This is a genomic window from Nonomuraea sp. C10 (assembly GCF_008017515.1).
In the GTDB taxonomy this organism is placed as follows: domain Bacteria; phylum Actinomycetota; class Actinomycetes; order Streptosporangiales; family Streptosporangiaceae; genus Nonomuraea; species Nonomuraea ferruginea.
Genome location: NZ_VPFF01000001.1, coordinates 182,109 through 194,814, shown reverse-complemented (window position 1 = coordinate 194,814; position 12,706 = coordinate 182,109). Strand labels below are relative to the sequence as shown.

Genomic DNA, 12,706 nt, shown 5'->3' with positions numbered 1-12,706 from the left:
CGTGGTGTGGGCAGCGGGCGCGGCGCGGGCCGCGCGCAGGATCGCGGCCGCGGCGGCGCTCGGGGGCGGCGGGCTCACGGCTCTCGGCGCGACCGCGTACGCGTTGCTGATCGCCGAGGGCCTGCTGGCCCGCCGCACGATCGGCACCCCGCACGGCCTGTACGGCCCGTCGTCCGACGGCGTCTACGGCGACTATCCGGGCCCGCCGCTCAAGATGGCCATGCTCGGCGACTCCACCTCCGTCGGGCTGGGCATGACCGATCCGGGCAAGACGCCCGGCGTCCTGATCGCCTGCGGGCTCGCGGCCGTCGCCGAGCGGCCGGTGGAGCTGCGGGTCGTCGGCAAGTCCGGGGCTCCCTCCGCCGAGCTGGGCGAGCAGGTGGACGCGGTGCTGCCGATGCGGCCCGACGTCGCCGTGATCTTCGTGGGCGCGAACGACGTCATCACCAAGACGCCGCCGGCCACCGCCGTCCGCCACCTGATCAAGGCGGTGCGGCGGTTGCGCGAGTCGGGCGCCGAGGTGATCGTCGGCACCTGTCCCGACCTGGGCACGGTCCGGCCGATCGCGCAGCCGCTGCGCTGGGTGGCGCGCCGCTGGAGCCGCCAGATCGCCGCCGCGCAGACGGTCGCGGTGGTCGAGGCGGGCGGGCGTACGGTGGCGTTCGCCGGTCTCCTGGGCAAGGAATTCCACGCAAATCCGGGCGAGATGTTCGGACCGGATCGTTTCCATCCATCTGACCGAGGTTATGCACAGGCTGCTTACGCGGTGCTACCTTCTGTATGCGCCGCGCTGGGGTTGTGGCCCGAGCCGCGACCCGAGCCCGGCGAAGGACTGCAACCGATCTACATCGCGGCGGCGACGGCCGCGGAGGAGCCCGGCACCGAGGTTTCGGCAACCCAGGTCGACGGGCGGACGACCGGCACCCACGGCAGGTGGGCGACGTTGTTCCGCCGCCGTCGGCTCGGGGGGCAGCTCAACGACGCCTAGATCCGGTCACTCTCCGAGCCGGAGCCGTCACTCGGTGTCCCTTTGGAGGGATTTGCCCGTGCTCCGGCCTTCCGCTCTCGCCCTCGCCGGCACCCTGGCCCTGGCCGGCTGCTCCGGCAGCGACGCCGCCACCGCCGACTTCCCGACCTGGCACAACCCCGCCGTCAACGCGGTCAGCCGGATGGCCACGGCCGGCGGGGTGGTGACCACCACCTCCATGAAGTCCGACGGCACGCTGGAGACCGTCGCCCTCGGCCTGTCCGACGGCAAGAAGCTCTGGGCCCACCCCGCGACCATGGCGGGCCGCCTCCCCGGCATGGGCGTCTCCGCCCCCGCCATCGTCGAGACGACGGGCGGCCAGGCGATCGTCGCGGCCCTCGACCCGGCGAAGAAGGGCCGCTGGAAGGCGACGCTCATCGTCCGCGACGCCCGCACCGGCGAGCAGAAGTGGACCCGCCCGGTCCACTCCACGTTCGGCCCGCAGCGCTGCGGCCCCTACCTGTGCATGTCCGAGCACACCGCGCTGTCCTCGGCCCGCGTGGTGGTCCTCGACCCGGCCACCGGCAAGCAACTGTGGAAGCTGCCCGGCATCGCCGAGGTCGAGTGGTCCGACTCCCAGCAGGTCGTGATGCTCCGGCTGGCCGCCAACCCGACGCTCGAGTCGTACGAGCTCAAGACCGGCAAGCTGCGGTGGCAGCAGCCGATCGAGCAGGCGCTCGGGCCGGGCATCGACCTGTCGGGCGGCTGGGCGTTCGGCGCCAGCGGCGACGACCTGATCGGCTACGTCGCCCCCTACACCAACCCGCAGACGAAGAAGACCTCGGCGTTCGGGCTGTTCTCGGTGAAGATCAGCGACGGCACGATCAACTGGATGCGGCCCTCGGTGGTGCGCGTCTACCCCAGCGGCAGCCCCGGCTACGCCCCCGTGGTGCGGCCGGTCGACCAGCGCGGCGCCTACGGCGGGTTCGCCAGGCTCGACGCCGGCAACGGGCGCGTCATCGGCCAGATCACGGCCGCCGACGTGCCGGGCTCGGGCTGGTGGCTGGCGTTCCCCAACCACATGGACAAGCTCGGCTTCCTCAAGCACGGCCACAAGGGCACCGCGTTCGACCTGGTCAGCGGGAAGCCGGTGGCTGTCGAGGACCAGCGCGGGTGGTCCTTCTGCGTGACCGACCCCAAGCCGCTGCCCCTGCGCGGGCAGGCGCCCGGCTTCTACTCCATCGCCGCCGTGTGCGAGTTCGACCTGGCGTCGGGCAAGCGGATCGCCGACGCGTCCGCCCCGCCGTCCTGGTTCACCGGCAGCCAGCAGGGCTGGCGGCTGTGGCGCGACGAGAAGGGCGCCATGCACGCCGTCCACGACGGCACCGCGCCCACTCCGGGGATGTACGGCTGACCCGCAGGGCTCGATCGCGAGAAGAGGGCGGGGCCCCTGATGTCGGGGAAATGGTATTGGAATATAGTTCTAATACTGTGCCGACAAAGGAGGGGCCATGCCCGAGGCCGTCATCGTAGCCACCGCCCGCTCGCCCATCGGGCGGGCCTTCAAGGGGTCGCTGAAGGATATGCGCCCCGACGACATGACCGTTCAGATGATCCAGGCGGCCCTGGCCAAGGTGCCCCAGCTCGACCCGCACTCCATCGACGACATCATGCTGGGCTGCGGCCTGCCCGGCGGGGAGCAGGGCTACAACATGGGCCGCGTGGTCGCGGTGATGCTGGGCCTGGACGACGTGCCCGGCACCACCGTCACCCGCTACTGCTCGTCGTCGCTCCAGACGACCCGGATGGCGTTCCACGCGATCAAGGCCGGTGAGGGCGACGTGTTCGTCTCCGCCGGCGTGGAGGCGGTCTCCCGGTTCGCCAAGGGCAACTCCGACTCCCTGCCCGACACCATGAACCCGATCTTCGGCGAGGCCGGTGAGCGGACCAAGTCGTACGCCGCCGGCGGCAAGACCTGGCGTGACCCGCGCGAGGACGACCAGGTGCCCGACGTCTACATCGCGATGGGCCAGACGGCCGAGAACGTCGCCCAGCTCAAGTCCGTCAGCCGCCAGGAGCAGGACGAGTTCGGCGTGCGGTCGCAGAACCTCGCGGAGAAGGCGCTGGCCGACGGGTTCTGGCAGAAGGACATCACGCCGCTGACGCTGCCCGACGGCACCGTGGTCAGCAAGGACGACGGCCCGCGCGCCGGCACCACCTACGAGAAGGTCTCGACCCTGCAGCCGGTCTTCCGTCCGGACGGCACGATCACGGCGGGCAACTGCTGCGCGCTCAACGACGGCGCGGCCGCGGTGGTCGTGATGAGCGACACGAAGGCCGCGGAGCTCGGCATCACCCCGCTGGCCAGGATCGTCTCGACGGGGGTCTCCGGCCTGTCGCCGGAGATCATGGGCCTGGGCCCGGTGGAGGCCAGCAAGCAGGCCCTCGCCAGGGCCGGCATGGCGATCGAGGACGTCGACCTGGTGGAGATCAACGAGGCGTTCGCCGCCCAGGTCATCCCGTCCTACCGCGAGCTCGGCATCGACGTCGACCGCCTCAACGTGAACGGCGGCGCGATCGCGGTCGGGCACCCGTTCGGCATGACGGGCGCCCGCATCACCTCGACGCTGATCAACAGCCTCCAGCACCACGACAAGACGATCGGCCTGGAGACCATGTGCGTGGGCGGCGGCCAGGGCATGGCGCTGCTCCTTGAGCGCCTGAGCTGACGACCGCGAGCGGAAGCCGGGCTCAGCCGTGGAAGTCGGGCCCGGCCCGCTCCGGCGTGATGCGCAGGACCACCCGCCGTTCGCGGACCATGGCCGCGCGGTAGTCGTCCCAGTCGGGGTGCTCGCCGGAGATGTCGCGGTAGTAGGACACCAGGTGGTCCATGGCCTCGGGCAGGGAGATGATCTCCGCGGTGCCCTCGACCTGGATCCACTGGCCGTAGAAGGCGTCGGTGAAGGCGCAGATGGCCACGTGGGGGTCCCTGCGCGCGTTGCGGGTCTTGACCGCCGTCTCCCTGGAGCTGACGACGATGCGGCCCTCGGCGTCGACGCCGACGACGACCGGTGACATCTGCGGCCGTCCGTCGGCGTGCCGGGTCAGCAGGACGGCCCTGTGGTTGCGGGCGAGGAACTCTCGCGCTGTCTGCAGATCCATGGGGATCATCGTACGGAGCGGCGTCGTGGAGGAGGTCGCCGTGCCGTCGTGATCCCGTCGTGATGTCCCGAGGGGGCATGCCTGCGCCCGTGCCGCGGCACGGGCGCAGGGTAGGCGGTGGGGGCTCTAGATGAAGCCCATGCGGTTACGGCGGAACCGCTCGTGCTCGTGAACGATCGCGGCGGCGTAGCCGTGGGTCAGCCCGTGCTCGTCGGCGAGCCAGTTGGCCCGCTCGGCGCACCTCAGGAAGGACGGGCCGTTGTCGATGGCTTGGAACCACTCTGGGAGTTCGCGTCCCGTGATGGCAGGGACTCTGGCGATCAGCTTCGTCTGCGTCTCCGGTGAGTGGTTCAAGGACATGGGCACCTCCACGGATTAAGGTCCTTTGCTTGACACTGCAACACCACTTGCGGAAAGGCAAGACCCCAGTTCGCGATCCTTTTGTTACGGCAGGTGGATTTCCGGTCGCACAAAGAGAGGGCCCCGCCGAACGGCGAGGCCCTCTGGTGCTGACGGTGTCAGTCGCTACTGGTGAAGTAGCTGATGAGGCGGAGCATCTCGATGTAGATCCACACCAGGCTCAGCGTGAGGCCGAAGGCGCACTGCCAGGCGAACTTCTCCGGGGCGCCCTGCTTGACGCCCTGCTCGACCGAGTCGAAGTCGAGGAGCAGGAAGAAGCAGCCGAGCAGGATCATCGCGACGCTGAAGACGATGGCCAGCGGGCCGCCGTCACGCAGGCCCAGGCCGCCCTCGACGAAGAAGCCGGCGATCAGGTTGACCAGGATCAGGCCGAGCGCCGCGACCGCCGCCGCGACGACGTACTTGACCAGCTTGGGGGTGACGCGGATGATGCGCAGCGTGTAGACGGCGAGTGTGCCGGCGAACGCCATGGCGGTGGCGAGCACCGCCTGGACCACGATGCCGTTGATCTGCGAGTCGAACACACTGCTCACGGCGCCGAGGAAGACGCCCTGGAAGGCGGCGTAGCCCAGGATGAGCGCCGGGTTGGTGCTCATCGTGAACGAGGCGATCAGGCCGAGGACCAGGGCCACGATGGCGGAGCCGATGGCCACGGCCAGGGGGACGTCGAGATACCACGAGGCGGCCGCCGCCACGACGAGCGTGCCCAGCGTCATGAAGCCGCGGACCACCACGTCGTCGATGGTCATCGTGCGGTAGGCGGGCTGCGCCGGGGGGGCGTACGACGGAGAGTCGTACATGTTCTGCAACTGCTGTGGGGTCGGGGTCGCCTGGCTGCCCCAGCCTGCCGACTGTGACCTACTGAATACGGGGTTCTTGCTCTGCATCGCTGCCTCCTGCGCCGAGCCTATGGGACCGGGCGGCACCTAGGTCAACTAGCGCTCAGATCTATGTAGCTTCGAGACTTCAGCAGGGAGGTCAACGTACGTGACGCTCCGGAAGTTCCCGACGAGGTAAAGCCGAATTCCCTGCATTTCCCGTGGTAGAGAGCCGGTGCCCCCGGCGGGATTCGAACCCGCACCGCAACCCTTTTAAGGGGTTTGCCTCTGCCATTGGGCTACGGGGGCGCCGCAATCATACGAAACGGACCATGCTTCCGGTGGGCACAACTTCGCATCACCCGCCACATCTGTGAAGTCTGCGGTGAAGTGATAGGGCTCCGGACACTCTGTCCAGGAAGAGTATGCCGTCCAGATGGTCCAGTTGGTGCTGAATACACCTGGCTTCGAATGCGTCAGCTTCGATGGTGACGGGCTCTCCGCTTCCTGGCAAACGCCCACGTACGGTGATATGTGTGGCCCGCCGGACATCGGCGGTGAGGTCCGCGACGGAGGCGCAGCCCTCGCGCCCCGAGTCCCAGCGGGCGGCCTCCGCGAGGCGAGGATTGACCACCACGAGCTCTCCCGCCCAGGACCGGGTCCGCGGGTGGCTGCGGGCGTCGAAGGCGATCAGGCGCCAGCTCAGGCCGATCTGGGGCGCCGACAGCCCGGTGGCGGGCTCGCGGCGGAGGGTGGCGAGGAGATCGGCCGCGGCGGACACGACCGCCGGCGCGGTGGGGTCGACCTCCTCGGCCGGCGACGACAGGACGGGGTGGGGGGCGGGCAGCACCGGCCGCGCCGTCCCCGTCACGGCGGAAGTCTGCGCCCCGGGCGCCCCGGAGCCCGTCACAGCAGATCGGGTTCGACGGGGCGGAAGGTGATCTCGGAGTCGAGCCCGGCTCCGACGGCGGCCAGCCGCCGCATCAGGTCGGCCACGTCCACCTTCTCCGGCAGCTCGACGTCGGCGATGAGCACGTACAGGCGGCCGGTGAGCCGGGTGCTCATCCCGGTGATGTTGCCGCCGTCGGCGGCGAGCACGGTGCTGATCCCGGAGATGATGCCCGGCCGGTCGGGACCGTGCACGGTGAGCACGTAGCCGAGGCCGTTCTCCCGGCGGCGGAAGTCGCGGCGGGCCGCGACGGCGGCGGCGGTCACCACCAGGTCGGGCGCCGTGAGGTGCTTGGTCAGCTCGTCGGCGCTCAGCTCGCCGTTGACCAGCAGCATCATGGCGACGTGCCCGCCCAGCAACGTCATCGTGGAGTCCTGGATGTTGGCCCCGCACCCGGCCAGCGCCCCGGTGACCGCGGCGATCACTCCCGGCCGGTCCACGCCCAGCACGGTCACCGCTGACAGCCCCACCCGCGATCCCCCTCCGATCGGCCGGTGGGCGCCGGCACGCCCCGGCGCTCACCGGGGCGCGTCGCCGATCCGGGCTCAGCGGCGCATCGTCGCGACCGCGGCCCTGAAGCCCTCGCGCGGGTGTTCCATCTCACCCAGGGAGATGGTCTCCCGCTTGAAGAACAGGGCCAGGGTCCAGTCGACGACGACGCGGACCTTGCGGTTCAGCGTCGGCACCCGCGACAGATGGTAAGTGCGGTGCATGAACCATGCAGGGAATCCGCGAAGCTTGATGCCATAGACGTTGGCCACGCCCTGATGCAGGCCCAGACCGGCGACCGATCCGACGTACTTGTGGCTGTATTCGGCCAGTTCCTGCCCGCGGAGGTAGCGGACGATGTTGTCGCCGAGCACCTTGGCCTGGCGGACCGCATGCTGGGCGTTGGGCGCGCAGAACTCGCCCGGGTTCGTCAGGTCGGGCACCGCCGCCAGGTCGCCCGCCGCGAAGGCGCCGGGGGTGTCCTCGACGGCGAGGGTGGCCAGGGTCCTGATCCGGCCGCGCTCGTCGAGCGGCAGGTCGCTGGAGCTGACGACCGGGCTGGGCTTGACGCCGGCCGTCCACACGAGCGTCTCGGCGTCGAACTCGGTGCCGTCCGACAGCACCACGTGGCCGCCCGCGCAGGACTCCAGCCGGGTCTCCAGCCTGACGTCGATGCCGCGCTCGCGCAGCTGCTCCAGCGTCCACTTGCCCATTTCGGGGCCGACCTCGGGCAGCACCCGGTTCGTCGCCTCGACGAGCACCCAGCGGACGTCCGACGGCTTGATGTTGCGGTAGTAGCGGGTGGAGTCCTTGGCCATGTCCTCCAGCTCGGCCAGCGCCTCCACGCCGGCGAAGCCCGCGCCCACGACCACGAAGGTCAGCGCCCTGCGGCGCACCTCGGGGTCGTCGGTCGACTCGGCCACGTCGAGCAGGTGGAGCACCCTGTTGCGGAGCGCGATGGCCTCGCCGACGGTCTTGAATCCGATGCCGATGTCGGTGAGCCCGGGGATCGGCAGCGTACGGGAGATCGAGCCCGCCGCCATGACGACCACGTCGTAGGCGAGGTCGCGCGCGTCGCCCTCGGGCGGCTGGAAGGTGACGGTCCTGGCCGCGTGGTTGACCTTGGTCACCCGTCCGTTGAGTATCCGCACCTTGGGCAGCACCCGCCGGAGCGGGGCCACCATGTGCCGGGGCGAGAGGTTGCCCGCCGCGGCCTCCGGCAGGAACGGCTGGTAAGTCATGTAGGACTGGGGATCGATGATCGTGATGCTGACGGAGCCGTCGCGCAGCTCCCGGCGCAGGCCGCGCTGCAGGCGCAGTGCCGTGTAGAGGCCGACGTACCCACCGCCGACGATCAAGATGTGCTTGTTCATCCTGAAGCCCCATCCCTCGTGGAGTGCTTGTGAAAGCATTCACAAGCCTACGTCCGCCTCTCCCCGGACGCCAATCTCCGCGTGATGGGATGCGTCACACCGACAGCTCGCCCGCCCGTATGAAGACCGCGTCGAGCATCTCGGCGGTGACCCTGCCGGTGAACGTGTTCTGCTGGCTCGGGTGGTAGCAGCCGAGCAGCGTGACGGGCGCGTCCCCGTACGAGACCGCCAGCTCGACGCCGTGGCCGAACGGCGGGCGGCTGCGCGGCAGGGCGTAGCCGGCCTCCTTGAGCGCGGGCCACATGGCCTGCCAGGCGTAGCCGCCGAGCGCGACCACGACCCGGACGTCCGGCGCCACCAGCGCGAGCTCACGGGCCAGCCACGGGAAGCAGGCGGCCTTCTCCTCGGGCAGCGGCTTGTTGGCGGGGGGCGCGCAGCGGACCGAGGCCGCCACCCTGGCGCCGATCAGCTCCTGCCCGTCGCCGGCGTGCGTGCTGGTCGGCTTCGCGGCCAGGCCGGTGCGGTGGAGCGAGGCGAACAGCCAGTCGCCGCTGCGGTCGCCGGTGAAGATCCGGCCGGTCCTGTTGCCGCCGTGCGCGGCGGGGGCCAGCCCGACGATGAGCACGCGCGGACGTTCGTCGCCCCACCCGGGGACGGGGCGCCCCCAGTAGGTCTCGTCCGCGAAGGCCCGCCGCTTGACCTCGGCGACCTCCTCGCGCCAGGCGACCAGGCGCGGGCAGGCCCGGCAGACCGACTGCCTGGCGGTGAGCTCCGCCAGCGTGGCGCTGCTCTCCGCGAGGCGGCGCACGCCGCCGGGGTCTCGGGCGACCGGGGTGTCGGCGGTGGCCGGGTCGTCCGGCCACCCGGTGCCGGGAGGTACGAAGCTCATGACATCGATGGTGCCGGATGTCCGGGACCGCCACGAACCAGGCCGGACAACGAAGAACCGGGCGGCGTCACGTGGACACCGCCCGGTTCAGCTCGACTGATCAGGCAGGCTTCTCAGTCTGCGGGGCCTCCTTGGGCGGGCAGGTCGCGCTGAACTGCGACGTGCCGGAGGAGGTCGCGTTGGGGCTGACGACGACGAGCTCGACAGAGCCCGCGGTCACCGAGGCGCCACGCGTGCCGCCGACGCCCCACGTCACGTCGAGGCTGCCGTTGACCTGGCGCTCGAGCGTGTTGTGGTCACGCTTGCCGTCGACCACCCAGTAGTACTGGACGGTCGCCGGGCCGGTGCTGGTCAGGGTCGCCTTGAAGTCGACCCCGGGGCCCCGGTTGTCGGCGCACATCTCGTTGCGCTGACCGGCCACCGAGACGCTGGAGACGGAGACCGAGGGCTTCGGAGCCTGGCAGGCGGCGTACGACTGCGCAATGCTGTCGCGGTCGTTGGAGCCGAACACCGACAGGCGGACGGTGCCGCCGTTCTTCGCCGCACCCGAGAGCGCGGTGTCGGACAGGGTGACGGTCTTCGCGCCGCCCCGGTGGAAGGTGGTGGAGCCCGAGTCGACGGTGCTGCCGTTCACCGACCACACCCAGCGGACGCGGTCGGAGCCGCTGGCGCTGACCCTGGCGTGCGCGCTCACCTTGCACCCGTCGTGGTTGGTCGCCGTCACCAGGTTGGAGGCGTCGACCTTCACCCGCGGAGCGGGCGCCGGGGTGTAGTCCTTGCAGTGGACCTTGTAGTAGGCACGGTTGGAGACCGCACGGTCCGGGCTGAGGACCTCGAGCACCGCCGAGCCGCTGTGGCTGTGGCGCGGCGAGAAGCCGACGCCGACCTTACGCGAGTCCCGGACCTTGACCTTGCCGTAGTCGACGGTCTTGCCGTTGACCACCCAGCGGTAGCGGACCCAGGACGGGCGCTCCACGCTGATCCGGCCGACGAAGTCGATCTTCGAGCCGGGGTTGCAGTAGCCCACGTACGTGGACGGGCTCGCCCATGCCTTCGCCGACACCCGCTTGTCGAGGTGGGTGCGCGTGACGTCCTTGGCCTGCACGCAGTCGACCGAGAAGTAGCCCTTCTTGGAGACGACCTTGCGCGGGCTCAGGACCTCGAGGCGCTGCCAGCCCTTGACGTCGCCCTTGAAGGTGGCCTTCTCCGAGAGCTTGATCGACTTGGTGCCCTTGGCCGAGACCTTGACGGTCTTGACCTTGCTCTTGGAGCCGTCGCCGTGGAGCCAGCGGTAGGCGACCGTGGTCTTGCCGTTGAGCTTGACCTTGACCGTGGCCGAGAACGTGATGTTCGCCGGGCACGACCCCTGGTAGTCGCGATCGGAGGCCTTCGGCGTCGAGACCGACACCTTCGGCTTGACCCGCGGCTTGGCGGCAGCCTGCGCGGGGGAAGCAGCCAGACCGGCGACCAGACCGGCCAGCACGGCGGTGGACGCGATCGCGGCCACCTTCCGTACTAAGGCAGAGGACTTCATAGGAGAGTGACTCCATTCCGTGAGAGTAAGAACGCACACGGAGACGGTTGCCACGCCGACATTCATCTCTGCCCGGCCATATGGCAAAGCCCCCGTTACTGCAACGATCACTAAAGCACAAGGGCATTGCGCATTCAATACGAACACGCCGGTTATATGTGTAGATTTGGCGACTTAACGGACGAGAGACCAGGCAATTCCGTCAAGGATGTCGTGTTCGCTCACGACGACCTGCTCGAATCCGAACCTCCGGACGATCCGGTCGAGGATGAGCGCCCCCGCCACGATGACGTCCACCCGGCCCGGGTGCATCACCGGCAGCGCCGCCCGCTCGTCATGGGTCATCGCCAGCAGCCGCCGGGTCACGTCGTGCACCTGCTCGCTGGAGAGACGCGCGTGGTGGATCCGCTCCGGCAGGTAGGCGGGCAGGTCGAGCGCGACGCCCGCCACCGTCGTCACCGAACCGGCCAGCCCCACGAGCGTGCGCGCGTCGCGTACCGGAACCTCGTCCTCGACGCGGGCGAGCGCGGCCTCGACGTCGGCCACCACCGCCTCCAGCGCTGCCGCGGACGGCGGGTCACCGGCGTCGCGCAGGTGACGCTCGGTCAGCCGCACGCAGCCGATGTCGACCGAGATCGCCGACTCGGCGTGCTCCGAACCCACCACGAACTCCGTCGAGCCGCCCCCGATGTCGACCACCAGGTAAGGCGGCAGCGGCCCCTGCGGCACCTCGGTCTCCGGCGACAGCCGCACCAGCCCTCTGGTGGCGCCGGTGAACGACAGCTCGGCCTCCTCGGACCCGGAGATCACCTCCGGCTCCACGCCGAAGATCTCGCGCACCCCGTCGGTGAACTCCTGACGGTTCGCCGCGTCGCGGGTCGCGCTGGTCGCGACCACGCGGGTGGCGCTCGCGCCGTGCTGGTCGATCAGCTTGCGGTAGGCGCGCATCGCACCGAACGTGCGCTCCAGCGCCTCCGGGGCCAGCCGCCCGGTCCGGTCGACGCCCTGGCCCAGTCGTACGATCTCCATCCGCCGCTCGACGTCGGCCAGCGCGGCCTCGCCGGCGTCGGCCACGAGCAGGCGCACCGAGTTGGTGCCGCAGTCGATGGCGGCTACACGCATGGTCCGTCACTCCACCACTCGGGGAGGGCCTCCAGCGCCTCCCTGCCGAACGGGTTGCTCCCCGGCGCCGCGAGCTCGTGCGCGACGAGCGCGTGCAGGCACTTGACCCGCAGCGGCATGCCGCCGGCGCTCTGCATTCCGGGCGCCAGGGGCTCCAGCCCCTCCTCCGCGGCGACCTCGTCGCGCCTGGCCAGGTAGGCGTCGTGCGCGGCCTGATAGGCGGACGCCAGCTCCGGGTCGCCGGCCAGCCTGTCCTGCATCTCGCGCATCAGCCCCGAGCCCTCCAGCGTGCCGATGGCCGAGGCCGCCTTCGGGCAGGTCAGGTAGTAGAGCGTGGGGAACGGGCTGCCGTCGGCCAGCCTGGGCGCGGTCTCCACCACGTCGGGGTTGCCGCACGGGCAGCGGTGCGCCACCCGGCGCAGCGACCGGGGCGGCCGCCCGAGCTGCTTCTCGACGGCCTCGGCGTCCTTACTGTCCAACGCTCTCCTTCTGCTTCTCCGGCTGCTTCTCCGGCTGCTTCTCCGGCTGCTCGGTGGGCTGCTCTGCCGGCTGTCCGGTCGGTTGCCCTGCCGATTGGCCGGGCGACTGCTCGGTCGCGCGCCGGCCCGTGCCGTCGTCGGCCGCCTGGACCGACTCCCACAGCGTCTGGTACCACGGCGGCTGCTGCGCCGGCCGCTGGGCCGCCGCCTGCCCCTTGCCCGGGTCGGGGTCCATCACCACGAAGCACCTCTCGCCCTGGCCGCAGTAGTGGAGGCGCTCCTTGGCCGTGCGCCTGACCCAGTTGGGGTCGCCGACCTGGCGGCTCTCGGCCAGCAGCCGCTGCCGCTCGGCCTCCACCTTGGCCTTCTCCTCGCGGAGCTCGGCGATGTCGCGCCGCTGGGCGATGTAGGTGCGGACGGGGTACGCCAGGCTCATGGCGATCGCGCAGACCACCACCGCGAGGATCGCGGCCCGCCCCGTCAACTGCGGTTTCTTCGCCACCT

The 12,706-nt window shown here is 70.6% G+C and carries 14 protein-coding genes and 1 tRNA gene; 3 read left to right on the top strand and 12 right to left on the bottom strand.

The genetic code is table 11. From position 1 onward, the window contains the following. Window position 1: 1 nt before the first annotated feature. From FR742_RS00945 to FR742_RS00935, 3 genes are all read left to right on the top strand, one after another. The gene (locus FR742_RS00945) at window positions 2-988 is read left to right on the top strand and encodes an SGNH/GDSL hydrolase family protein (RefSeq protein ID WP_148029145.1); all 987 of its coding nucleotides are present in this window, start codon (window positions 2-4) and stop codon (window positions 986-988) included. A gap of 58 nt (window positions 989-1,046) precedes the next feature. Beyond that, entirely contained in the window at window positions 1,047-2,381 is a 1,335-nt protein-coding gene (locus FR742_RS00940) for a PQQ-like beta-propeller repeat protein (protein WP_261808293.1), read from the top strand. Window positions 2,382-2,478: 97 nt separating this feature from the next. Next, window positions 2,479-3,696, top strand: coding sequence for an acetyl-CoA C-acetyltransferase (locus FR742_RS00935; RefSeq protein ID WP_148029143.1), 1,218 nt, complete (start codon window positions 2,479-2,481; stop codon window positions 3,694-3,696). 22 nt (window positions 3,697-3,718) lie between these two features. On the opposite strand, the gene FR742_RS00930 is transcribed toward FR742_RS00935, so the two are convergent. The 12 genes from FR742_RS00930 to FR742_RS00875 form a co-directional block, all read right to left on the bottom strand. Next, window positions 3,719-4,129 carry a PPOX class F420-dependent oxidoreductase gene (locus tag FR742_RS00930; RefSeq protein ID WP_148029142.1) on the bottom strand — a complete coding sequence of 137 codons (411 nt, stop codon included), beginning with the start codon at window positions 4,127-4,129 and terminating at the stop codon, window positions 3,719-3,721. 126 nt (window positions 4,130-4,255) lie between these two features. After that, window positions 4,256-4,489, bottom strand: a complete 234-nt coding sequence (locus FR742_RS00925; RefSeq protein ID WP_148029141.1) for a DUF4287 domain-containing protein — start codon at window positions 4,487-4,489, stop codon at window positions 4,256-4,258. A 158-nt stretch (window positions 4,490-4,647) separates the two neighbouring features. Beyond that, a complete protein-coding gene (locus FR742_RS00920; RefSeq protein ID WP_148029140.1) occupies window positions 4,648-5,436 on the bottom strand; it encodes a Bax inhibitor-1/YccA family protein in 789 nt (262 codons plus the stop codon). Between the two features lie 167 nt (window positions 5,437-5,603). Beyond that, a tRNA-Leu gene (locus FR742_RS00915) sits at window positions 5,604-5,676 on the bottom strand. A gap of 49 nt (window positions 5,677-5,725) precedes the next feature. Next, on the bottom strand, window positions 5,726-6,238 hold the full coding sequence (locus tag FR742_RS00910; protein ID WP_148029139.1) for a peptide deformylase: 513 nt from the start codon (window positions 6,236-6,238) through the stop codon (window positions 5,726-5,728). Window positions 6,239-6,273: 35 nt separating this feature from the next. Next, entirely contained in the window at window positions 6,274-6,786 is a 513-nt protein-coding gene (locus FR742_RS00905; protein WP_148029138.1) for a glycine cleavage system protein R, read from the bottom strand. Window positions 6,787-6,861: 75 nt separating this feature from the next. Then, on the bottom strand, window positions 6,862-8,178 hold the full coding sequence (locus FR742_RS00900) for an NAD(P)/FAD-dependent oxidoreductase (RefSeq protein ID WP_148029137.1): 1,317 nt from the start codon (window positions 8,176-8,178) through the stop codon (window positions 6,862-6,864). A 94-nt stretch (window positions 8,179-8,272) separates the two neighbouring features. Further along, window positions 8,273-9,067, bottom strand: coding sequence for a uracil-DNA glycosylase (locus FR742_RS00895; RefSeq protein WP_148029136.1), 795 nt, complete (start codon window positions 9,065-9,067; stop codon window positions 8,273-8,275). A 100-nt stretch (window positions 9,068-9,167) separates the two neighbouring features. Beyond that, on the bottom strand, window positions 9,168-10,601 hold the full coding sequence (locus FR742_RS00890) for a hypothetical protein (RefSeq protein WP_148029135.1): 1,434 nt from the start codon (window positions 10,599-10,601) through the stop codon (window positions 9,168-9,170). 174 nt (window positions 10,602-10,775) lie between these two features. Beyond that, the gene (locus FR742_RS00885) at window positions 10,776-11,723 is read right to left on the bottom strand and encodes a Ppx/GppA phosphatase family protein (RefSeq protein ID WP_148029134.1); all 948 of its coding nucleotides are present in this window, start codon (window positions 11,721-11,723) and stop codon (window positions 10,776-10,778) included. Next, window positions 11,714-12,202, bottom strand: coding sequence for a DUF501 domain-containing protein (locus tag FR742_RS00880; RefSeq protein WP_148029133.1), 489 nt, complete (start codon window positions 12,200-12,202; stop codon window positions 11,714-11,716). Before FR742_RS00880 ends, FR742_RS00885 begins: the two co-directional genes overlap by 10 nt. Then, window positions 12,192-12,704: a PT domain-containing protein gene (locus tag FR742_RS00875; protein ID WP_148029132.1), complete on the bottom strand. Its 513-nt coding sequence runs from the start codon at window positions 12,702-12,704 to the stop codon at window positions 12,192-12,194. The genes FR742_RS00880 and FR742_RS00875 overlap by 11 nt, the downstream gene beginning before the upstream one ends. Window positions 12,705-12,706: the final 2 nt, after the last annotated feature.

Coding starts and splice junctions, on each gene's coding strand:
- FR742_RS00900 (WP_148029137.1), bottom strand. CDS start 8,178: ATGAACAAGCACATCTTGATCGTCGGCGGTGGGTACGTCGGCCTCTAC.
- FR742_RS00925 (WP_148029141.1), bottom strand. CDS start 4,489: ATGTCCTTGAACCACTCACCGGAGACGCAGACGAAGCTGATCGCCAGA.
- FR742_RS00920 (WP_148029140.1), bottom strand. CDS start 5,436: ATGCAGAGCAAGAACCCCGTATTCAGTAGGTCACAGTCGGCAGGCTGG.
- FR742_RS00935 (WP_148029143.1), top strand. CDS start 2,479: ATGCCCGAGGCCGTCATCGTAGCCACCGCCCGCTCGCCCATCGGGCGG.
- FR742_RS00895 (WP_148029136.1), bottom strand. CDS start 9,067: ATGAGCTTCGTACCTCCCGGCACCGGGTGGCCGGACGACCCGGCCACC.
- FR742_RS00890 (WP_148029135.1), bottom strand. CDS start 10,601: ATGAAGTCCTCTGCCTTAGTACGGAAGGTGGCCGCGATCGCGTCCACC.
- FR742_RS00885 (WP_148029134.1), bottom strand. CDS start 11,723: ATGCGTGTAGCCGCCATCGACTGCGGCACCAACTCGGTGCGCCTGCTC.
- FR742_RS00930 (WP_148029142.1), bottom strand. CDS start 4,129: ATGGATCTGCAGACAGCGCGAGAGTTCCTCGCCCGCAACCACAGGGCC.